Below are 20,371 nucleotides of genomic sequence, written 5' to 3'. Positions count from 1 at the left end.
CGTTGGCGCCGAGCACAGCGCAGCGGCAACCTCAGCGGACCGGATGCCCCGCATCCCGCAGCGCCGACTTCACCTGCGCGATCCGCAAGTCGCCGAAGTGGAAGACCGACGCCGCCAGCACCGCGTCCGCTCCCGCCTCCACCGCCGGGGCGAAGTCCGAGACGCGGCCCGCGCCGCCGCTCGCGATCACGGGGACGGTCACATGGCGGCGGACCGCCGCGATCATCTCGGTGTCGTAGCCGTCCTTCGTGCCGTCCGCGTCCATGGAGTTCAGCAGGATCTCCCCGGCCCCCAACTCCGCCGCGCGGTGCGCCCACTCCACCGCGTCGATCCCGGCGCTGCGACGGCCGCCGTGAGTGGTGACCTCGAAGGCGCCGGACGCGGTGCGGCGGGCGTCCACCGACAGCACCAGCACCTGGCTGCCGAAGCGCTCCGCGATCTCCTGGATCAGCTCGGGGCGGGCGATCGCCGCGGTGTTGACGCCCACCTTGTCCGCGCCGGCCCGCAGCAGCCGGTCAACGTCCGCCACGGAGCGCACCCCGCCGCCGACGGTGAGCGGGATGAAGACCTGCTCGGCGGTGCGGCGCACCACGTCGTAGGTGGTCTCCCGGTTGCCGGACGACGCGGTGATGTCGAGGAACGTGAGTTCGTCCGCGCCCTCCGCGTCGTACAGCTTCGCCATCTCCACCGGGTCGCCGGCGTCCCGCAGGTTCTGGAAGTTCACGCCCTTGACGACCCGGCCGGCGTCCACGTCCAGGCAGGGGATGACCCTGACGGCGAGGCTCATGCGGACGCCACCGTCGCCAGGGCCTCTTCCAGGGTGAACGCCTTCGCGTACAGCGCCTTGCCGACGATCGCGCCCTCGACGCCCTGCGGGACGAGGCCGGCGATGGCCCGCAGGTCGTCCAGGGAGGAGACGCCGCCGGAGGCGACGACGGGCTTGTCGGTGGCGGCGCAGACGTTCTTCAGCAGCTCCAGGTTGGGGCCCTGGAGGGTGCCGTCCTTGTTGATGTCGGTGACGACGTAGCGGGCGCAGCCCTCGGCGTCGAGGCGGGCCAGCGTCTCGTAGAGGTCGCCGCCGTCCCGGGTCCAGCCGCGGCCGCGCAGGGTGGTGCCGCGCACGTCGAGCCCGACGGCGATCTTGTCGCCGTGCTCGGCGATGATCTTGGCGACCCACTCGGGGGTCTCCAGCGCGGCGGTGCCGAGGTTCACCCGGGTGCAGCCGGTGGCGAGCGCCGCGGCGAGCGAGGCGTCGTCGCGGATGCCGCCGGAGAGCTCGACCTTGATGTCCATCGCCGCGGTGACCTCGGCGATCAGCGACCGGTTGTCCCCCGTGCCGAACGCGGCGTCCAGGTCGACCAGGTGCAGCCACTCGGCGCCGGCGCGCTGCCAGGCGAGGGCGGCCTCCAGCGGGGAGCCGTAGGAGGTCTCCGTACCGGACTCGCCGTGCACGAGACGTACGGCCTGGCCGTCGCGGACGTCGACGGCGGGGAGGAGTTCGAGCGTGGTCACAGGGTTCCGATCCAGTTGGTCAGGAGCTGGGCACCGGCGTCGCCGGACTTCTCGGGGTGGAACTGGGTCGCCCACAGCGCGCCGTTCTCCACGGCGGCCACGAAGCGTTCGCCGTGGGTGGCCCAGGTGACCTGGGGCGCGCGCATCGCGGCGTTGGTGATCTCCAGCTCCCAGTCGTGCACGGCGTAGGAGTGCACGAAGTAGAACCGGGCGTCGTCGGGGACGCCGGCGAACAGGGCGCTGTCGGCGGGGGCGTCGACGGTGTTCCACCCCATGTGGGGGACGACGGGGGCCTTCAGCGGGCCGACCGTACCGGGCCACTCGTCGAGCCCTTCGCTCTCCACGCCGTGCTCGATGCCGCGGGAGAAGAGGATCTGCATGCCGACGCAGATGCCCAGCACGGGCCGCCCGCCGGAGAGCCGGCGGCCGACGAGCCAGTCGCCGCGGGCCTCGCGCAGCCCGCCCATGCAGGCGGCGAAGGCGCCGACGCCGGGCACCAGCAGCCCGTCGGCGTTCATGGCCCGGTCGAAGTCGCGGGTGATCTCGACGTCGGCGCCGACCCGGGCGAGGGCCCGCTCGGCGGAGCGGACGTTGCCGAAGCCGTAGTCGAAGACGACGACGGACTTGCGCCGGGCGCTCATGACCACACGTCCAGCCGCATGACGCCGGCGACGAGCGCCATGGCCGCGCCGATCGACAGCAGCACGACGACGCCCTTGGGCTGCTCCTGCTTGACGAAGGCGTACACGCCGCTGAGCAGGAAGATCCCGACCGCGATCAGGATCGTCGACAGGCCGTTCACAGCGCTCCCTTGGTGGAGGGGAGGATGCCGGCGGCGCGCGGGTCGCGCTCGCTGGCGTAGCGCAGGGCCCGGGCCAGCGCCTTGAACTGGCACTCGACGATGTGGTGGGCGTTGCGCCCGTACGGGACGTGGACGTGCAGCGCGATCTGCGCCTGCGCCACGAAGGACTCCAGGATGTGCCGGGTCATCGTGGTGTCGTAGGTGCCGATCATCGGCGCCATGTTCTCCGGCTCGGTGTGCACCAGGTAGGGGCGGCCGGAGAGGTCGACGGTGACCTGGGCCAGCGACTCGTCCAGCGGCACGGTGCAGTTGCCGAAGCGGTAGATGCCGACCTTGTCGCCGAGGGCCTGCTTGAAGGCGGCGCCGAGGGCGAGGGCGGTGTCCTCGATGGTGTGGTGGGTGTCGATGTGCAGGTCGCCGTCGGTCTTGACGGTGAGGTCGAACAGTCCGTGCCGGCCGAGTTGGTCGAGCATGTGGTCGTAGAAGCCGACCCCGGTCGACACATCCGTCCTGCCCGTGCCGTCGAGGTCGATCTCGACGACGACGGCGGTCTCCTTGGTCGTGCGTTCGACCCGCCCAACGCGGCTCATGTGCTCTGCTCCTTCTTCAACTCTGCGGCGGCGTCCAGGAACGCGTCGTTCTCGGCGGGGGTGCCCGCGGTCACCCGCAGCCAGCCGGGGACGCCGTTGTCGCGGACGAGGACGCCCCGGTCGAGGATCGACTGCCAGGCGCGGTGCGCCCCGTCCGGGCCGTCGAACCGTCCGAACTGGACGAAGTTCGCGTCGGACTCGGTCACCTCGTAGCCCATCGCGCGCAACTCGACGACCAGGCGGTCCCGCTCGGTCTTGAGCTGCTCGACGTACCCGAGCAGGGTATCGGTGTGCTCCAGCGCGGCGAGCGCGGTGGCCTGGGTGACGGCGGAGAGGTGGTACGGCAGCCGGACGAGCTGGACGGCGTCGACGACGGCCGGGTCCGCGGCGAGGTAGCCGAGCCGCAGCCCGGCGGCGCCGAACGCCTTGGACATCGTCCGGGAGACGACCAGGTTCGGGCGGCCCTCGATCAACGGCAGCAGGCTGGGGCGGTGGCTGAACTCCACGTACGCCTCGTCGACGACGACCAGCGAGGGCCGGGCGGCCTGGGCCGCGTCGTACACGGCGACGACGGTGTCCGCGTCGACCGCGGTGCCCGTGGGGTTGTTGGGCGAGGTGACGAAGACCACCTCGGGCCGGTGCTCGGCGATGGCCGCCACGGCGGCTTCGGCGTCGATGGTGAAGTCGTCGTTGCGGGGGCCGGAGAGCCAGCCGGTGCCGGTGCCGCGGGCGATCAGTGCGTGCATCGAGTACGACGGCTCGAAGCCGATGGCGGTGCGGCCGGGGCCGCCGAAGGTCTGCAGGAGCTGCTGGATGACCTCGTTGGAGCCGTTGGCCGCCCACACCTGGGCGACGGTGACGGGGTGGCCCGCGGTGCGGGTGAGGTACGCGGCGAGGGCGGTGCGCAGCTCGATCGCGTCCCGGTCGGGGTAGCGGTTCAGCCCGCGGGCCGCTTCGCGCACCCGCTCCGCGATCCGCTCGACGAGCGGCTCGGGCAGCGGGTAGGGGTTCTCGTTGGTGTTGAGCTGGACGGGGACGGCGAGCTGGGGCGCACCGTAGGGCGACTTGCCGCGCAGCTCGTCCCGGACCGGCAGGTCGTCGATCCGCACCCGGCCGACGACGGGCGTGCGCCGGTCGGGCGTCGTGCGCTGGTCGTGCGTGTCGTTCACTCGCTGGGCACCTTCCAGGCGAACCGGGCCTTCAGGGCGGCGCCGTGGGCGGGCAGGTCCTCCGCCTCGGCGAGGGTGACCACGTGGTGGGTGACCTCGGCGAGGGCGTCGCGGCTGTAGTCGACGATGTGGATGCCGCGCAGGAAGGACTGCACGGACAGGCCGGAGGAGTGGCAGGCGCAGCCGCCGGTGGGCAGGACGTGGTTCGACCCGGCGGCGTAGTCGCCGAGGGAGACCGGGGACCAGGGGCCGACGAAGATCGCGCCCGCGTTGCGCACCCGGGCGGCGACGGCCGCGGCGTCGGCGGTCTGCACTTCCAGGTGCTCCGCGCCGTACGCGTCGACGACCCGCAGGCCCTCCTCGACGCCGTCGACGAGGACGATCGCGGACTGCTTGCCGGTGAGCGCGGGCACGATCCGGTCCTCGACGTGCCGGGCGGCGGCCACCTGCGGCTCCAGTTCCTTGACGACCGCGTCGGCGAGGTCGGTGGAGTCGGTGACGAGGACGGCGGCGGCCATCGGGTCGTGCTCGGCCTGGCTGATCAGGTCGGCGGCGACGTGCACCGGGTCGGCGGTGTCGTCGGCGAGGACGGCGATCTCGGTCGGGCCGGCTTCGGTGTCGATGCCGATGCGGCCGGTGAAGTAGCGCTTGGCGGCGGCCACCCAGATGTTGCCGGGGCCGGTGACCATGTTCGCCGGGGCGCACTCCTCGGTGCCGTACGCGAACATGGCGACGGCCTGGGCGCCGCCGGCCGCGTACACCTCGTCGACGCCGAGCAGCGCGCAGGCGGCGAGGATCGTGGGGTGCGGCAGTCCGCCGTGCTCCTTCTGCGGCGGGGAGGCCAGCGCGATCGACGGGACGCCGGCTTCCTGCGCCGGCACCGCGTTCATGATCACGGAGGAGGGGTACACGGACCGGCCGCCGGGGGCGTACAGCCCGACGCGCTCGACGGGGACCCACTTCTCGGTGACGGTGCCGCCGGGGACGACCTGGGTGGTGTGCGTGGAGCGGCGCTGCGCGCGGTGGACGATCCGGGCGCGCCGGATCGACTCCTCCAGGGCGGCGCGGACGGCCGGATCCAACCCCTCCAGGGCCTCGGTCAGGGCGCTCACGGGCACCCTGATCCGCTCCAGGGCGACCCCGTCGAACCGCTGCGCGTAGTCGATCAGCGCCGCCGTGCCGCGATGGTGCACGTCCTCGCAGATGGGCCGCACCTTCTCCAGGGCGGCTTCCACGTCGAACTCGGCACGGGGCAGCAGGTCGCGCAGGGCGGCCCCCTCGGGGAGGGCGTCGCCGCGCAGATCGATTCGGGAGATCACACCGACAATTCTCGCAGACCCGGAACGGCGGCCGTCGTCCGTATCACTGGCTGATACGGACCCCCGAGGGGTGAAGCGGTGCGCACGAACCTGCCATGACCACTAGCGTTCACCCCGTCACTCAGCGGGAATAACGGCTGTACGCGCCCGGGTACGGGAGTCGCGCGACGCCGTCGAGGAACGGGGGAAGCGCCAGTGGCCGAGCCGTCGGACGACGGTCCTCCGGACGGGCTCAGCCCGACCGAGCAGCGCATGTGGAACGCCTTCAGGAACGGCAGCACCTTCGACCTGAGCGATCCCGATCCGCTGCGCAACGATCCCTTCTCGCCCCATCCGTGGGGGCCGGAGCGCCAGGTCCGGGCTTTGGTCGTGGCCCTGCTGCTGTTGGACGGGCCCTCGCCGCACCCCGGCCGGGTGGCCGCGCTCAAGCTCCGCGGGGTGCAGGTCACGGGCACGCTGAAGCTGGCCGGCGGCACCGTCGGGCCGTACGTCGAGCTGCACGCCTGCCGCTTCGACAGCGAGATCCTGATGCCGGAGGCGCACGTGACGACGCTGCGCCTGGTGGGCTGCGTCTTCCCGCGGCTGGAGGCGGCCCGACTGCGCACCGAGGGCGATCTGCACCTGCCGCGCTGCCGGGTCGAGCACGGCATCCGGCTCACGGACGCGCAGATCGGCACGGACCTGCTGATCAACCAGATCCACGTGCGACCGGACCGTCGCGGGCGGGCGATCACCGCGGACGGGCTCTCGGTGGCCCAGGACCTCCAGGCCGAGCTGATCCAGACGTACGGCGAGTTCAGCCTGCGCGGCGCGAAGGTCGGGGTGTCGCTGAGCCTGCGCGGCAGCAAGCTGCGCGCGGCGGCCGACCGGCGCGCGCTCAACGCGCCCCAGCTCTCGGTGGAGCGGACGCTGTACCTCACCGGCGCGTGGGTGAGCGCGGCGACGGGTGACCCGGGGAGCACCCCCTCGTACGGCGTGATCCACACCTCCGGCGGGCGGCGCGGCACCCGGCTCCAGCCCTTCGAGTGCCACGGCGGGGTGCGGCTGGACGACGGCCGGTTCGGCGACGCGATCGACCTGCACCGGGCGCGGTTCTTGATGAACGCGGGCGAGGAGCTGTCGCTGCGCCGGATAGTCAGCCCGGAGCTGCGCTTCAACGCGGAGCGGCCCGAGGAGGGCCGGGTGGTGCTGAACGGCGCGAAGGTGGTCACGCTGGTGGACGTGGCGACGAGTTGGCCCGGCCCGGGCGGCCTGGCGATGGGCGGCTTCGTCTACGAGAACCTCGTCCCGATCGACTCCTTCCCGCTGAACCGCCGGCTGGCGTGGGTCGAGTCGGCGACGCCGGAGTACTCCCCGGAGCCGTACGAGCGGCTGGCGACGGTGCTGCGCAACAGCGGCGAGGACGCGGACGCGCGCGAGGTGCTGCTGGCCAAGCAGCGGCGCCGGCGCGAGACGCTGCCGCTGGCGGGAAAGGCGTGGGGGCACATCCAGGACCTGACGGTGGCGTACGGCTACCGGCCGGGGCGGGCGGCGCTGTGGATGGCCGTGCTGTGGGCGGCGGGCGCGCTGGTCTTCGCGGGCAACCGGCCCGCGCCGATGAAACAGGGGGAACACCCCGAGTGGAGCGCCCCGTTGTACGCCCTGGACCTGCTGATCCCGGTGATCAACCTCGGCCAGGACGGCTATTGGCGCCTGGAGGGCGTCTGGCAGTGGGCCGCGGCGGGGCTGGTGATACTGGGGTGGATTCTTGCGACGACTGTGGCTGCTGGTGCGACGCGCTTGCTGAGCCGCAATTAGTGCCCCGAACTGATCGTGCTTCCGTACGCCGGGGGCGCACGGAAGCATGATCAGGCCCTCACTTTCTTCATGGGTGCCCCCGGATCAGCACCTTTCTTTACGCTCTCTTGGCCTTGGTCAGAACAACCTTTCGGCCACCACCAAAGCTTCACACCGTTTCGCTGGCGCCGCCCCCACCTGCGGTTTTCAATGGTCCGCACCATGTCATTGCTCCGCGCCCTGCTGCGCACCGCACGCATGATCCGCCACACGCCCCGGCTCGCGGACGGACTGCCGCCGGACGACGCGGTACTGCTCGACGCGCCCGACGGGCGCATGGCCCCGTCGTTGGTGGCCGCCGCGCTCGGTGACTGGGCACCGGCCGCACGATTGCTCTCCGAAGTGCGCGAAGGCGCGGACTGGGAGAGCCGCGACCGCTACGTGGCCCGGCTGTCGTCCTTCGCGTACGCCCGCGACGACTGGCTGTCGGGCTGGCTGGCGCACGCCCCGTGCGACCCGGACGCCCTGGTCGTGAAGGCCGAGTTGGAGGTCCGCCGGGCGTGGGCCTCCCCCGCGCGCGCCGAGCGGCTGCGGGAGATGGGCCCGTTGATCGACGCCGCCGCGGACTGCGCCCCGCAGGACCCCGTGCCCTGGCGGATCGCGCTGGACCACGCGCGCGGCACGCACGCCACGCACACCGCCTTCGAGGCGCTGTGGGAGCGGGCCGTGCGCCGCAGCGCGCACCACTACGGCTGCCACGTCGCCGCCCTGCGCTACCTCTCCGCCCAGTGGTACGGCTCCCACGGGGAGTGCTTCGACTTCGCCGAGAAGGCCGCGGCCGACGCGCTGCCGCACTCCCTGATCCAAGCGCTGCCGGTGCACGCGGCCTTCGCCCGGCTGTTGAACGGCGAGGGCAGCTCCGTGCACCAGGACCGCATCGACGAGGCCGCGGACCGGGCGGTCGTGCTGCTGGCGGACTATCCGCCCGCCGAGCCGTGGCCCGCGGAGGTGCGGAACCTGACCGCGGCGGTGCTGGTGCGCCGGGGGCGCTGGGAAGCGGCGCTGGAGCAGTTCCGGCAGATCGGCCCGTACGCGACGACGTTTCCGTGGTCGTACTTCTCCGACGACCCCCTCGGTCGCTTCCTCGACGCGCGCCAGGGCGTACGGCACCGGTTGGCGTCCACGACGCCGTTGCGGACCAGGGCCGCCCGGGGCAGCGCCGCGGACCATTAGGCTTGTCCGTCGTGACCACCGCACGTCTGCCGCTCTTTCCCCTGAACTCGGTGCTGTTCCCCGGGCTGGTACTGCCGCTGAACGTCTTCGAGGAGCGCTACCGCGCCATGATGCGCGAGCTGTTGAAGACCGACGAGTCCGAGCCGCGCCGCTTCGCCGTGGTCGCCATCCGCGACGGCCACGAGGTGGCGCCGACCTCACCGGGCATGCCCGACCCGACGGCACTGCCCGAACGCGGGCCCGCGGCCGGCTTCGGCGCGGACCCGCTCGCCGCGTTCCACCCGATGGGCTGCATCGCGGACGCGGCGACGATCCGGGAGCGCGCCGACGGCGGCTTCGAGGTCCTCGCCACCGGCACCGTCCGGGTCCGCATCCACTCCGTCGACGCTTCGGGGCCGTTCCTGACCGCCGAGGTCGAGGAGGTCCCCGACGTCATCGGCGAGGGCGCCGGCACGCTGGCCGAAGGCGTGCTGCGGGCCTTCCGCACGTATCAGAAGCGGCTCGCGGGGGCGCGCGAGGCGACCCTGTCCGCTCCCCCGGACCTCCCGGACGACCCGTCCGTCGTCTCGTACCTGGTCGCCGCCGCGGCGATGCTCGACACCCCGACCAAGCAGGAGCTGCTGGAGGCGGCGGACGTGGCCTCCCGGCTGCGCCAGGAGCTGACCCTGCTGCGCTCGGAGACGGCCGTGATCCGACACCTCCCGTCGCTGCCCGCGGTGGAGCTGACGCGGGCGCCGACCAACCCCAACTGACGTCATCAGGAGCGTTGCGCAGTGGCGAAGAAGGCGAAGAAGCCGGCGAACGGCGCGGGCGGTGCGGGCGGGACTCCGGCCACGGTCGCGCTGACGGCCGCGGGCACCCCCTTCACGGTGCACGCGTACGACCACGACCCGTCGTCGCCCTCGTACGGCGAGGAGGCGGCCCGGGCGCTGGGCGTCTCCCCCGACCGGGTCTTCAAGACGCTCGTCGCCGACGTCGACGGCCAACTGACCGTCGCGGTCGTGCCCGTCGCGGGCCAACTCGACCTCAAGGCCCTGGCGGCGGCGGTCGGCGGCAAGCGCGCGACGATGGCGGACCCGGCGGCGGCGGAGCGCACCACGGGCTACGTGCGCGGCGGCATCTCCCCGCTGGGCCAGCGCAAGCGCCTGCGCACGGTCCTGGACGCCTCCGCGTCCGCCCACCCCACGATCTGCATCTCGGCCGGCCGCCGCGGCTTGGAGGTAGAGCTGGCCCCCGGGGACCTGGCGGGCCTGACGGGGGCGGTCGTGGCTCCCATCGGCCGCGCGTAGTCGCACGCGGGGGCTCGACGCGGGTGCGTTCCTGCGGTACGACCCCAGGAGGCGTCGAAGAAGGGACCCCCGCGATGTCCAAGCGCACCCGCAAGCGCAAGTGGCGCACCCGCAAGGCCAACCACGGCCGCCGCCCGGCGTAGCACCCGCGCCTTTGGGGTTCGGCTGCCCCCCAATTAGCCCCCGGAAGCCGCCTCGCGCCTGCGAGCTGAGCCCGACTCACGCTCTGAGCGACCTGTTCGTGCCGCACTGCGGTGCGCGGAAACAACCTGGGCCCGCGTGGTCCTTGCTGTCACGCGTTGCGGTGCGCCGGAGCAACCTAGGGGCGCGGCCGTCCCCGCCTGCTGAACAGTGACGACGAGGACTTCGTCGTCCAGACGGCCACCACCCGTCCAACCTTGCTGGGTAGGCCCTTCACCCGCTGGTCGATCCGCAAACTCGCCGACCACCTGCGCCGGAACGTAGCCAGGCCCGTCCTGATCGGCCGCGAGGCACTGCGGTGCCTGCTGACCCGGCGCGGGATCACCTTCCAGCGGACGAAGACCTGGAAGGAGTCACCGGACCCCGCCTTCGACGCCAAGCTGGAACGGATCGAGTACGCGGTCAACGAGCGCCCGGACCGCACGTTTACCTTCGACGAGTTCGGCCCGCTCGGCATCCGCCCCACTGCCGGACCCTGCTGGCAGAAGCAGGGCAGCCCCGACCGGCTGCCGGCCACCTACCGCCGCACCCACGGCATCACCTACTTTCACAGCTGCTACTCGGTCGGCGACGACAAACTGTGGGGTGTCAACCGGCGCCGCAAGGGCATCGACCACACCCGGGCCGCCCTGCGGTCCATCCGCGCCGCCCGTCCGGAGGGCGCCCCGATCTACGTGATCCTCGACAACCTCTCCGCCCACCTCAACTGGAAGATCCGCAGGTGGGCGACGAGGAACAAGGTCGAGCTGTGCTTCACACCCACCTACGCGTCCTGGGCCAACCCCATCGAGGCCCACCTCGGACCGCTGCGACAGTTCACCCTGGCCAATTCCCACCACCCGAACCACACGATCCAGACCCGGGCCCTGCACCGCCATCTGCACTGGCGCAACGCCAAAGCCCGCCACCCCGACGTCCTCGCGGCCCAGTGCAAGGAACGCGCCCGCATCCGCTGCGAGAAGAGAACCCGCTGAGATGGCAGACCAGCCCTCCCCGCCTGAGTCAGGTGACCCGGTCCGAACCCTGCTTCGCGAAGTTGATCGCTGCCGCTCGACGCAGAGAGCGCCGCAACTCCCGCACCTCGCCCTCCGAGCGCGCGTGGCCTCGCACAGCGTCCTCCAACGTGCGTTCCGACTCCTCGAGGGATCTCTGGCGCCTGGCGGCTCCCGCTCGAACGACAGCGTTCCAGTCCTTGACAGGACCACTGGACCTGACGAAATCGGCCAGCTCACTCCGTTCCCGGCAGACCGATACGTGAAGATCCACGAGATCATCTGACACCTGCATGGCGAAATTTTGTCACGAGCCAGGACGGCGGGCGTGTACTCGCCACGCGATCAGACAAATCGGTGAACCTTCGCCGGTCACAGCACTAGGTCGTGTCTGGTGCACGGCCAGGCCGGTGATGTAGAGCATCGACTGATCGCGACCATAGCGACCTCGGAGGCTGTTGGTACCTGGCGTCTACTCGCCTTGCCGTGTCTCCACACACACCTAGTGTCGCACTTGTGTGCACACGCACAGGAGCGAATACACCGAGGAGGCAACGTGAGTCACGTGAAAGGATGTCAGCTTCCCACATGCGGACTTAGACTTGATCGCCTGCTGCGGCGCTGCTGTGGCACTGTCTCTTCTCCTGGTCGCAGAGACTTCCCTGCTTGCGTCGGGTTCCACCGCGGCAGCATCAGCACAGGAAAACCCGGAAACGCAGCCATCCGCGATATCAGTTCCTTCGGCTGAAGAAATCCTCCGTTCGGACATGTCATGGGCTGCCCAACATGCTCGGGGATCGCAGGCATGGGGTCTTAACGAAGCCAAACGGACTGAGAAGAAGGTGGTCGTGGATGACGAGACGACCGCTACCACTTGGACCGTTGCCAATCCGGACGGCACACTGACCACCGAACTCACCCCCGGCCCAGAACGGGTGCGGCACGACGGCGGGTGGCGCACGGTCGACGTCTCGCTGACCACGGCGTCAGACGGTTCCGTCCGGGCCAAGCGACACCGGGCGGGCTTCGGCTGGCGACTGCTGCTGGCGCGATACCCGCTTCGCTGCAGGCCGCAGACTTCTCGACAAGGATCGATACTCCGTACAAGTCCCAGGATTTCAGAACTGTAGGTTCGGAACCCCCACCGCAACTTGTACGTTCACTCCGTGAAAAGCTGGGGATCAAACCTGCCCAAGGGTGGCTCTGGCAGGTCAAAGTAGTCCGTGATCGCGCGGATGGTTTCCTCTCCGTGAAGATTGAAGTCCTCGTCCTCGTAGCGCGAATCATCTTCACCAATGATCCCCGCAGCCTCGAGGACGGGGGCGAGGAAATCACTCTCCCCTTCACCCATCAGGCGTTCCTCTTCCTCACCTCCACACCCCATACCGAAACCTAATGCAAATAGACCATCTCTGGCGTAAGTGAATGTCGAGGGCGGATCCCACGAGCGAGTGGAGAAAAAGATCACCTCCGCCCCACCGGAAGAAGCGGCGATCGCAGGAACCTGTGGTTCGTCAGGAGCGTTCCTGGCCCGATCGATCGTCTCCACCGCGTACACCCACCCCTTAGCCTCGGCCAGTACGAGCGGCGGCTGAACGCCGACGAGTCGATCTCTTAACTCTTCAAGTGTGATCCCGCGCGCATAGGTGACATATACGTCATCCGTAAAATTCTCCACCCAGATAAACGCCATAACGGTGATCCTAGCCACTGCATCTACCAGCCCACCCGGAAAACGCGTGGCCGGCCAATCGCTCGGCATTCCGTGGCCTGTTCGTGCCCGGGTGCCCGGGACGACCCGCGCACTGCCGAACTGCAGCGGAGTGTCGGAGTGGTGGCACGGCTCAGGCACGACAGTCCATCGGCGGGCCGACCGCCCTGAACGACACCGGGCACGGTCCTGGCCGACAATGCCCATCTCCTGCTCTCCCAGCGCGGCGAGGTGTGGACGTCCCTCGGCGTCCGCGCCGGTGACGACGTCGCGGGCCACGTCATGTGGGCGTACGACGACGATCACGGCACCCACTGGATCGGCGGCGTGGTGGTGAGCATGACCGGACAGGGCAAGGGGGTGGGCCGCACCACCCCGGAATTGCCCGGCCGACCGTGTGACTACTCGGCCACGGTGGAGGACTCACCGCGCCCCAAAGGTGGCCGCGGCGCGCGTCACAGGCCGGCTCGCCGGCCCGTGGGCTACGTCAGCGGGCCCCACTGAGGCATGCCGGCGGGGGTGCCGGGTCGCGGGGGCCCAGGAGCCCCGTCAGGGTCAGGTGGACTGCCATCGCCGACAGCGGCCACGCCACCAGCACGCCGTACGCACGCAGCTCCAGCGGGCCGTCGAAGGGCACGTTCGGCCCCACCGACTTCGCATGGGCCACCAGGTCCGTCGTGGGGCCCAGCCACACGCCGAGCCGCCAGGCCACCAGCCCGCCGACGAGCCCGCCGAGCGCGAGCGCGAGCACCAGGACGATGCCGCCGCGGCGGCGCCACCAGAAGACGCCCGCCGCACTCACCGCGCCGAAGACGAGGGCGAGTAGGGCGAACGTTCCGTCCGCGCCGATCGCCTCTTCGCCCTCCGTGTCCCGGAGGTAGATCTCCCGGCCGTTGGAGATCAACTGCACCTTGGGCGCCAGCCACAGCCACAGCAGCCCGAGGACGATCCCGAGGACCGCCAGGGCCACCACCGTCAGCGCGCCGTCGCGCAGGTCGGCCCGGAGCTCTTCGCCGGTGGACGGGGCATCGCCGGCCTCGTAGTCGCGCCCGTCGTCCACGGGCGGCGCGGGCCGGCCCCCGGCCTGCGGCGCCCGCCAGGGGTCGGGCTCGCCCGACTCGTGGTGCGGCTGGTGCGGCGGTGTCAGCGGTGCGGTCACTCCGCCATCGTGCCAGGCGTGTCGCGACCGCGCCTCATCGGACCGCCGCCCGGCGATACGCCCAGGTCGCGACCGTCAGCGAAACGACGCCCACGGCCGCGCAGACGCCCAGGTCGAACCCGACCGCCGCCCAGTCGGGGCTGGTCTCGAACGTCCCGGCCAGCGCCTCGACGCCGTACGTCGACGGCAGCAGGTCCCGCGCGTAGACGATCGGCTCCGGCAGCCGCGCGGCCGGCAGCACGCCCAGCAGCAGCGCCGCGGACATGCCCAACTGACCGAGCAACGTGGCCAGTTCCTGGCGGGGCGCGAGCAGCCCGAGGGCCGCGCCCAGGCCGGCCAGCGCCGCCCCGGAGATCGGAATGACGGCCACCAGCACCCACAGGTGCGTCAGCGGCAGCCCGAACAGGACGCTGCCGGTGACCGCGGTGACCACGGTGCCCGGCGCGGTGAAGGAGGCGTACGCCGCCGCCGCGCCCAGCACGACCGCCGCGGGCGGCACGGGCAGCGTGGCGTAGTGGTCGAGGCCGCCGCTGGCCCGTAGCTGGCCGAAGTACTGGGCGAGCAGGTTCAGCGCCACGAAGGCGACGACCAGCACCGCCGAACCGGCGACCACGGCCCGCGCCTCGTCGCCGCCGTCGACGACCCCGCGCATCAGGATCATGATCCCGACGGACTGGAAGGTCGCGACGAAGAGCAGCGGAATGCGGGCGACCCGGGCCCGGGAGAGCTGCGCCCGGTACACCGCGGCGAGCGAGGGCAGCAGCCGCGCCCGGGGGGCGAGCGGTGCCGGAAGCGGCGGGGCCGCGTCCCGTTCTCTGTTGCGCGCCCCGGTGGACACCGCAGCCGCGGGCACGATGCTCACGCTTTGACCAGCCCCTTCGTCATGTTCCCCCCGAGCGCCAGGTACACGTCCTCCAGGCTGGGCGTGGCCAGCGTGAAGTCGTCGAGCGCCGCGAAGGCCGCGCCGCCCGTGACCGCCGCGACCGCGGCGCGCGCCTCGTCCGGTGCGAGCCGGAGCACCCAGCGGCGACCGGACTCCTGCGCCGAGCCCCGTAGCGCGGCGACCTCGGGCACGTCCAGCGGCGCGCGTTCGCGCCACACCAACTCCACCCGCACCTCGCCGGCGATGCGTTCCTTCAGGCCCCCGGGGGTGTCGCAGGCGATCACCCGCCCGCGGTCGAGCACGGCGACCCGGTCGAGCACGGTCTCCGCCTCGATGACGTTGTGGGTCACGAGGACGACGGTCGTGCCGCGCTCGGCCCTGCGGCGGTCCACCGCGGCCCACACGGCGCGCCGGGCGACCGGGTCCATGCCGGTGGTCGGCTCGTCGAGGACCAGCAGCGGCCGCTCGCCGACCAACGTGGCGGCGACGCAGGCGAGCCGGCGCTCCCCGCCGGAGAGCTTCTTCAGGGCCCGGCCCGCGAGCGCGGTCAGGCCCAGTTCCTCCAGGACGGCGTCGCGTTCGGCGCGCGCGTCGGCGACGGAGAGCCCGCGCAGCCGCCCGGTGGTCTCGGCGGCGAGCGAGACGGTGAGTTCGTCGAGCGCCGTCGACTCCTGGCCCAGGTAGCCGATGAGCCGCGCCGCCCGCTCCGGGTGGCGCACCAGGTCGTGGCCGAGGACCTCGACGCTGCCGGCGTCGGGCCGCATCAGGCCGGTCAACTGTCGTACGAGGGTGGACTTGCCGGCGCCGTTGGGCCCGAGGAGCCCGAAGATCTCGCCGCCCTGCACTTCGAGGCTGATGCCGTCGGTGGCCCGCACTTCGGGGGTGGCGGGGACCCCGCGGCGGGCGCGCACGGCAGGGTACGTCTTGACCAGTCGCCGCACCACGCACACCGTTCTCACGAGGTATGAGGGTACGGGGTCGCCCGGGGCCCGCCGTGCGCGGGGGCGGGCGCAGCACGGGCGCGGGGGCCGTCGCCCGCACGGCGCCGGGGCGGGGGTCAGTCGGCCGCGGGAACGTGGTCCGCGGCGGTGCGGACGTCGATCTCGCGCCAGAACCCGGCCCGGATCGCGTACCGGTCGTGCTCGTCGATCTGGTCGTCCTTGTGGGCCAGGAGTCCGAAGCGGGCTGCGTAGCGCAACAGTTCCCCGTCGATCCGGTGCGGGATGCGGGGGTAGAGCGTGGAGAGCTTCTGGACGTGTCCGCTCTCCGGCAGCCGCGCCATCCAGCGGCGGGCGAAGACCTGGCCGACTTCGAAGGGGTCGCCGCCGACGGTGGTGATGTCCTCCTCGCGGTCCGCCCAGCGCTGTTCGGCGCTGGTGAGCTGGGCGAGGGTGGGCAGGGATGCGGTCTCGGGCGGCTCGCCCAGCGCGCCGGCGCCGGGGCGGTCGATCCAGCCCTTGTCGGACGACCAGCGCAAGGTGGCGCCGGCCAGCGGCTGGGCCGGCTGCGGCGGCCCGGGGGCGCGCAGGCCCGCCAGATCCTTGGGGGTGGGTACGCCCTTGGCGGCGGGCGCGGGGGCGTCGGCGGGCGCGGCGGCGGGCCGCTCCCCGTTGCCGCTGACGGGCTGCGCGGCGCGCTCCTGGGCCGCGGCGGCGAGCGCGGCCTCGGGCAGCGGGGCGGAGAGGATGGCGGCGATCTCGGGCCGGGGCACCGGCGGGGGCGCGCAGACGCCGCCGATCTCCTTGGCGCGCACGGCCCGGGTGATCCAGGCGCGGTCCAGGACGCGCCGCTCGTCGGCCTCCGCCACCAGGTCCTCGGACTGGTTGTAGTCGCCGTCGGCGGCCTGGACGGCCCAGAGGTGGACGGCGACGCCGTGTTCCTTGGCGGACATCAGCCCGGGCAGCAGGTCCCCGTCGCCGGTGACGAGCACGACGTCGGAACAGGCGCGATTTCTGGCCAGCTCGGTGAGCTCCGCGTGCATGGCCGCGTCCACGCCCTTCTGCGCCCAGCGGCCGTCACTGCGAGTCAGCGCGCCCAGGCGGACCGTGACCCGGGGCATCACGCGCAGCCGGCGGTGCTCGGGCTGCGGCACCCGGTCCGGTGCGCCGTCGAACCAGTAGATGCGGAGCAAGGGGCGCTCGGTGTCGCCTTCGGCGAGCTCCCGCAGGCCCTGGATGAGGGCGGCGTGGTCGACCGTGATCCGGGAGCGCGTCGGCTCTCCGGCGAGCAGGCTCGCGGCGGCACCCAGGAGATAGCCGGCATCCACCAGGACAACGCAGCGGTCCACGCGCTCCACCCTCTTTCGGGAGACTTCCGGGCCGGTCGGGAGGTTCTTCCGGGTTCACGACGAGTCTGCCCGACCTCGTGACGCTTAACGGCCGGAACTCGATCAACGGCGTGGCGGAACCCTGAAAACAGCCCTTGACAAGGACCCCTTACCCACCGCAATGATCCAAAATGCGCTGTATGCCCCTATGTGTGAGTCTGGTCGCGGCCCCAAGAGAGGCACCCCCGAACCGCCGATGGAGGCATCCGTCATGGCCAAGAACAAGAACCGCAAGGGAAGCCACCGAGATCGCACCGCACCGGCCGAGCACGGCCGGGAGCAGGCGAAGTCGACCGCCTACGAATCCCAGGCCCAGCCGCAGTCGCAGGCCCAGGGCAGCCCGGCGGACGTGGCCCGCAAGCACCAGCGCCGCTTCGGCCACAACTGAGCCGGCGCGAGGGATCGAGGATCAGGGATAACGAAGCAGGGGCGCGCCCGTGACGACGGGCGCGCCCCTGTGTGCGTGCGTCCGGGCTCAGCCGGCCAGGCAGGACGGGCCGAGGAGCACCTTCAGATCGCCGAAGAGCGCCGGGTCCGCCTGCACCCGGTGGCGGTCGAGCCGTAGGACCGTGGTGGAGCGGGGGCCCTGGAGCTTGATCCGCACCTCGGTGTTGCCCTTGTGGTGGCTGAGGATCTCCCCGAGCCGGGTGACCATCGGCGGATTGACCTTGACGGTGGGGATGGTGACGATCACCGGCGCGTTGGTGCCGGCGTTCGACAGGTCGGGGACCTGCATCTCCATGGCGACCAGCCGGGGCACGTCCTCGCGCTTGTCGAGTCGGCCCTTGACGAAGACCACCGTGTCCTCCACGAGCTGGGTGGAGACGAGTTGATAGGTGGCGGGGAAGAACATGCACTCGATGGAGCCGGCCAGGTCCTCGACGGTGGCGATGGCCCAGGCGTTGCCCTGCTTGGTCATCTTCCGCTGGAGGCCGGAGATGATGCCGCCGATGGTGACCACCGCGCCGTCGGCGTGCTCACCGCCGGTGAGCTGGGAGATCGCGGCGTCCGACTTGTCCGACAGCACGTGCTCGATGCCGAAGAGCGGATGGTCGGAGACGTAGAGGCCGAGCATCTCGCGCTCCTGCGCGAGGAGGTACGCCTTCTCCCACTCCACGTCGGAGAACTCGACGTCGAGTCCGAAGCCGGGCTCGTCGCTCGACTCGTCCCCCATCCCCCCGAAGAGGTCGAACTGTCCCTCGGCCTCCTTGCGCTTGACCGCGACCACGTTGTCGATCATGGGTTCGTGGTGGGCGACCAGGCTCTTGCGGGTGTGGCCCATCTCGTCGAAGGCGCCGGCCTTGATCAGCGACTCGACGGTCCGCTTGTTGCAGACGACCGCCTCGACCTTGTCGAGGAAGTCGGGGAAGGTGGAGTACTTCCCCTTGGCCTTGCGGCAGCGGATGATCGACTCCACCACGTTCGTGCCGACGTTGCGGACGGCGGAGAGGCCGAAGAGGATCACGTCGTCGCCCTGCGCGGCGAAGTTCGACTGCGACTCGTTGACGTTCGGCGGGAGCACCTTGATGCCCATGCGGCGGCACTCGTTGAGGTAGACGGCCGACTTGTCCTTGTCGTCCTTCACCGAGGTCAGCAGGGCGGCCATGTACTCGGCCGGGTAGTTCGCCTTGAGGTAGGCGGTCCAGTAGGTGACCAGGCCGTACGCGGAGGAGTGCGCCTTGTTGAACGCGTAGCCGGCGAAGGGGACCAGCACGTCCCACAGCGCCTGGATGGCCTCGTCCGAGTAGTTGTTCTTGCGGGCGCCGGCCTGGAAGATCGTGAAGTTCTTCGCCAGTTCCTCGGGCTTCTTCTTGCCCATGACGCGGCGGAGGATGTCGGCTTCGCCGAGCGAGTAGCCGGCGATGATCTGGGCGGCCTTCTGCACCTGCTCCTGGTACACGATCAGGCCGTGGGTGAGGTCCAGGACCTCCCGCAGGGGTTCCTCCAACTCCGGGTGGATCGGAGTGATCTCCTGCTGCTTGTTCTTCCGCAGGGCGTAGTTCGTGTGGGAGTTCATTCCCATCGGGCCCGGGCGGTACAGCGCGGAGACGGCGGAGATGTCCTCGAAGTTGTCGGGCTTCATCAGCCGCAGCAGCGAGCGCATCGGGCCGCCGTCGAACTGGAAGACGCCGAGGGTGTCACCGCGGCACAGCAGTTCGTACGTCTTGGGGTCGTCGAGGGGGACGGAGAGCATCTCCAGCTCGACGCCCTTGTTCGCCTTCACCATCTTGACGGCGTCGTCCATGATGGTGAGGTTGCGCAGGCCGAGGAAGTCCATCTTCAGCAGGCCCAGCGACTCGCACTGGGGGTAGTCCCACTGGGTGATGGTGACGCCGTCGGTGTGCCGGACCCAGATCGGGGCGTGGTCCACGATCGGCTCGCTGGACATGATCACGCCGGCCGCGTGCACGCCCATCTGCCGCACCAGGCCCTCCACACCGCGCGCGGTGTCGATGACCTTCTTCACGTCCGCCTCGTTCTCGTACATCCCCCGGATCTCGGCGGCCTCGCTGTAGCGGGGGTGCGAGGGGTCGGTGATGCCGGAGAGCTCGATGCCCTTGCCGAGCACGTCGGCGGGCATCGCCTTGGTGAGCCGGTCGCCCATCGCGTACGGGTAGCCCAGCACGCGGGCCGAGTCCTTGATGGCGTTCTTCGCCTTGATCTTTCCGTAGGTGCCGATCATGGCGACCTTGTCGGCGCCGTACTTCTCCGTCACGTACCGGATGACTTCGACGCGCCTGCGCTCGTCGAAGTCGATGTCGACGTCCGGCATCGAGATGCGCTCGGGGTTCAGGAACCGCTCGAAGATCAGGCCGTGCTCGATCGGGTCGAGGTCGGTGATGCCCATGGCGTACGCGACGATCGAGCCGGCCGCGGACCCTCGGCCGGGGCCGACCGCGATGCCGTTGCGCTTGGCCCACATGATGAAGTCGGCGACGACGAGGAAGTACCCCGGGAACCCCATCTTGATGATGACGTCCATCTCGTACTCCGCCTGCCGGGTGCGGTCGTCCGGGACGCCCCCCGGGAAGCGGCGCTCCATGCCGGAGCGGACCTCGGCCTGGAACCAGGTGGTTTCGGTGTAGCCGTCGGGGATCTCGAACTTCGGCATCAGGTTCCGGGACTCGAACATCCCGGACGTGTCGATCTGCTCCGCGACCAACAGGGTGTTCCGGCACCCCTCCTGCCACGCGTCCGACGAATCCACCGCGTACATCTCGTCCGTCGACTTCAGGTAGTAACCCGAACCGTCGAAACGGAACCGATCCGGGTCCGAAAGGTTCTTCCCCGTCTGAATGCACAACAACGCATCGTGCGCCTGCGCCTCATGCGCATACGTGTAATGCGAGTCGTTCGTCACCAACGGCGGAATCCCGAGCTTCTTACCGATCTCCAGCAGCCCGTCCCG

18 protein-coding genes and 1 pseudogene are annotated in these 20,371 nt (G+C 71.0%); 6 read left to right on the top strand and 13 right to left on the bottom strand.

The features are described from left to right. Positions 1 to 31 precede the first annotated feature (31 nt). The 7 genes from hisF to hisD are packed head-to-tail and all read right to left on the bottom strand — an operon-like array spanning position 32 to position 5,392. Positions 32 to 787 carry an imidazole glycerol phosphate synthase subunit HisF gene (hisF, locus tag ACH4E8_RS23940; protein ID WP_398451346.1) on the bottom strand — a complete coding sequence of 252 codons (756 nt, stop codon included), beginning with the start codon at positions 785 to 787 and terminating at the stop codon, positions 32 to 34. Next, complete coding sequence (gene priA, locus ACH4E8_RS23935) at positions 784 to 1,512, bottom strand: bifunctional 1-(5-phosphoribosyl)-5-((5-phosphoribosylamino)methylideneamino)imidazole-4-carboxamide isomerase/phosphoribosylanthranilate isomerase PriA (protein WP_398451344.1); 729 nt, start codon at positions 1,510 to 1,512, stop codon at positions 784 to 786. Before priA ends, hisF begins: the two co-directional genes overlap by 4 nt. Then, entirely contained in the window at positions 1,509 to 2,153 is a 645-nt protein-coding gene (gene hisH / locus ACH4E8_RS23930) for an imidazole glycerol phosphate synthase subunit HisH (protein ID WP_398451342.1), read from the bottom strand. Before hisH ends, priA begins: the two co-directional genes overlap by 4 nt. Then, positions 2,150 to 2,314 carry a hypothetical protein gene (locus tag ACH4E8_RS23925; protein WP_361548149.1) on the bottom strand — a complete coding sequence of 55 codons (165 nt, stop codon included), beginning with the start codon at positions 2,312 to 2,314 and terminating at the stop codon, positions 2,150 to 2,152. The genes hisH and ACH4E8_RS23925 overlap by 4 nt, the downstream gene beginning before the upstream one ends. Then, on the bottom strand, positions 2,311 to 2,904 hold the full coding sequence (gene hisB, locus ACH4E8_RS23920) for an imidazoleglycerol-phosphate dehydratase HisB (RefSeq protein WP_398451340.1): 594 nt from the start codon (positions 2,902 to 2,904) through the stop codon (positions 2,311 to 2,313). Before hisB ends, ACH4E8_RS23925 begins: the two co-directional genes overlap by 4 nt. Continuing rightward, positions 2,901 to 4,013: a histidinol-phosphate transaminase gene (locus ACH4E8_RS23915; protein ID WP_398451877.1), complete on the bottom strand. Its 1,113-nt coding sequence runs from the start codon at positions 4,011 to 4,013 to the stop codon at positions 2,901 to 2,903. The genes hisB and ACH4E8_RS23915 overlap by 4 nt, the downstream gene beginning before the upstream one ends. A gap of 56 nt (positions 4,014 to 4,069) precedes the next feature. After that, a complete protein-coding gene (gene hisD, locus ACH4E8_RS23910; RefSeq protein ID WP_398451338.1) occupies positions 4,070 to 5,392 on the bottom strand; it encodes a histidinol dehydrogenase in 1,323 nt (440 codons plus the stop codon). 252 nt (positions 5,393 to 5,644) lie between these two features. On the opposite strand from hisD, the gene ACH4E8_RS23905 reads away from it, so the two are divergent. The 5 genes and pseudogenes from ACH4E8_RS23905 to ACH4E8_RS23885 form a co-directional block, all read left to right on the top strand. Next, entirely contained in the window at positions 5,645 to 7,189 is a 1,545-nt protein-coding gene (locus ACH4E8_RS23905; RefSeq protein WP_398451875.1) for an oxidoreductase, read from the top strand. Positions 7,190 to 7,378: 189 nt separating this feature from the next. Continuing rightward, complete coding sequence (locus ACH4E8_RS23900; RefSeq protein ID WP_398451336.1) at positions 7,379 to 8,401, top strand: hypothetical protein; 1,023 nt, start codon at positions 7,379 to 7,381, stop codon at positions 8,399 to 8,401. A gap of 11 nt (positions 8,402 to 8,412) precedes the next feature. Beyond that, positions 8,413 to 9,153: an LON peptidase substrate-binding domain-containing protein gene (locus ACH4E8_RS23895; protein ID WP_398451334.1), complete on the top strand. Its 741-nt coding sequence runs from the start codon at positions 8,413 to 8,415 to the stop codon at positions 9,151 to 9,153. Positions 9,154 to 9,174: 21 nt separating this feature from the next. Beyond that, positions 9,175 to 9,690 (top strand): Cys-tRNA(Pro) deacylase, encoded by a 516-nt coding sequence (ybaK, locus tag ACH4E8_RS23890; RefSeq protein ID WP_361959949.1) that lies wholly within the window; start codon positions 9,175 to 9,177, stop codon positions 9,688 to 9,690. Positions 9,691 to 10,019: 329 nt separating this feature from the next. Beyond that, positions 10,020 to 10,865 (top strand): annotated as a pseudogene (locus tag ACH4E8_RS23885) (IS630 family transposase); the annotation flags it as partial. A gap of 1,177 nt (positions 10,866 to 12,042) precedes the next feature. Here the strand turns inward: ACH4E8_RS23885 and ACH4E8_RS23880 are convergent. The 5 genes from ACH4E8_RS23880 to ACH4E8_RS23860 form a co-directional block, all read right to left on the bottom strand. After that, on the bottom strand, positions 12,043 to 12,576 hold the full coding sequence (locus ACH4E8_RS23880) for a hypothetical protein (protein WP_398451332.1): 534 nt from the start codon (positions 12,574 to 12,576) through the stop codon (positions 12,043 to 12,045). 505 nt (positions 12,577 to 13,081) lie between these two features. Continuing rightward, positions 13,082 to 13,753 carry a hypothetical protein gene (locus ACH4E8_RS23875; protein WP_398451330.1) on the bottom strand — a complete coding sequence of 224 codons (672 nt, stop codon included), beginning with the start codon at positions 13,751 to 13,753 and terminating at the stop codon, positions 13,082 to 13,084. 34 nt (positions 13,754 to 13,787) lie between these two features. Continuing rightward, a complete protein-coding gene (locus ACH4E8_RS23870) occupies positions 13,788 to 14,615 on the bottom strand; it encodes an ABC transporter permease (RefSeq protein ID WP_398451328.1) in 828 nt (275 codons plus the stop codon). Continuing rightward, the gene (locus ACH4E8_RS23865) at positions 14,612 to 15,586 is read right to left on the bottom strand and encodes an ABC transporter ATP-binding protein (protein ID WP_398451872.1); all 975 of its coding nucleotides are present in this window, start codon (positions 15,584 to 15,586) and stop codon (positions 14,612 to 14,614) included. The genes ACH4E8_RS23870 and ACH4E8_RS23865 overlap by 4 nt, the downstream gene beginning before the upstream one ends. 107 nt (positions 15,587 to 15,693) lie before the next feature. Then, positions 15,694 to 16,932: an NYN domain-containing protein gene (locus tag ACH4E8_RS23860; protein ID WP_398451326.1), complete on the bottom strand. Its 1,239-nt coding sequence runs from the start codon at positions 16,930 to 16,932 to the stop codon at positions 15,694 to 15,696. Positions 16,933 to 17,173: 241 nt separating this feature from the next. On the opposite strand from ACH4E8_RS23860, the gene ACH4E8_RS23855 reads away from it, so the two are divergent. Further along, a complete protein-coding gene (locus tag ACH4E8_RS23855; protein ID WP_398451324.1) occupies positions 17,174 to 17,350 on the top strand; it encodes a hypothetical protein in 177 nt (58 codons plus the stop codon). Between the two features lie 87 nt (positions 17,351 to 17,437). Here the strand turns inward: ACH4E8_RS23855 and dnaE are convergent. Then, on the bottom strand, positions 17,438 to 20,371 hold a 2,934-nt coding region (dnaE, locus tag ACH4E8_RS23850), incomplete at its 5' end, for a DNA polymerase III subunit alpha (protein WP_398451322.1).

The organism is Streptomyces sp. NPDC017979 (assembly GCF_044328175.1).
Classification (GTDB): domain Bacteria; phylum Actinomycetota; class Actinomycetes; order Streptomycetales; family Streptomycetaceae; genus Streptomyces.
The sequence above is the reverse complement of the archived record's forward strand: the minus strand, read 5'-3'. Positions and strand labels throughout refer to the sequence as shown.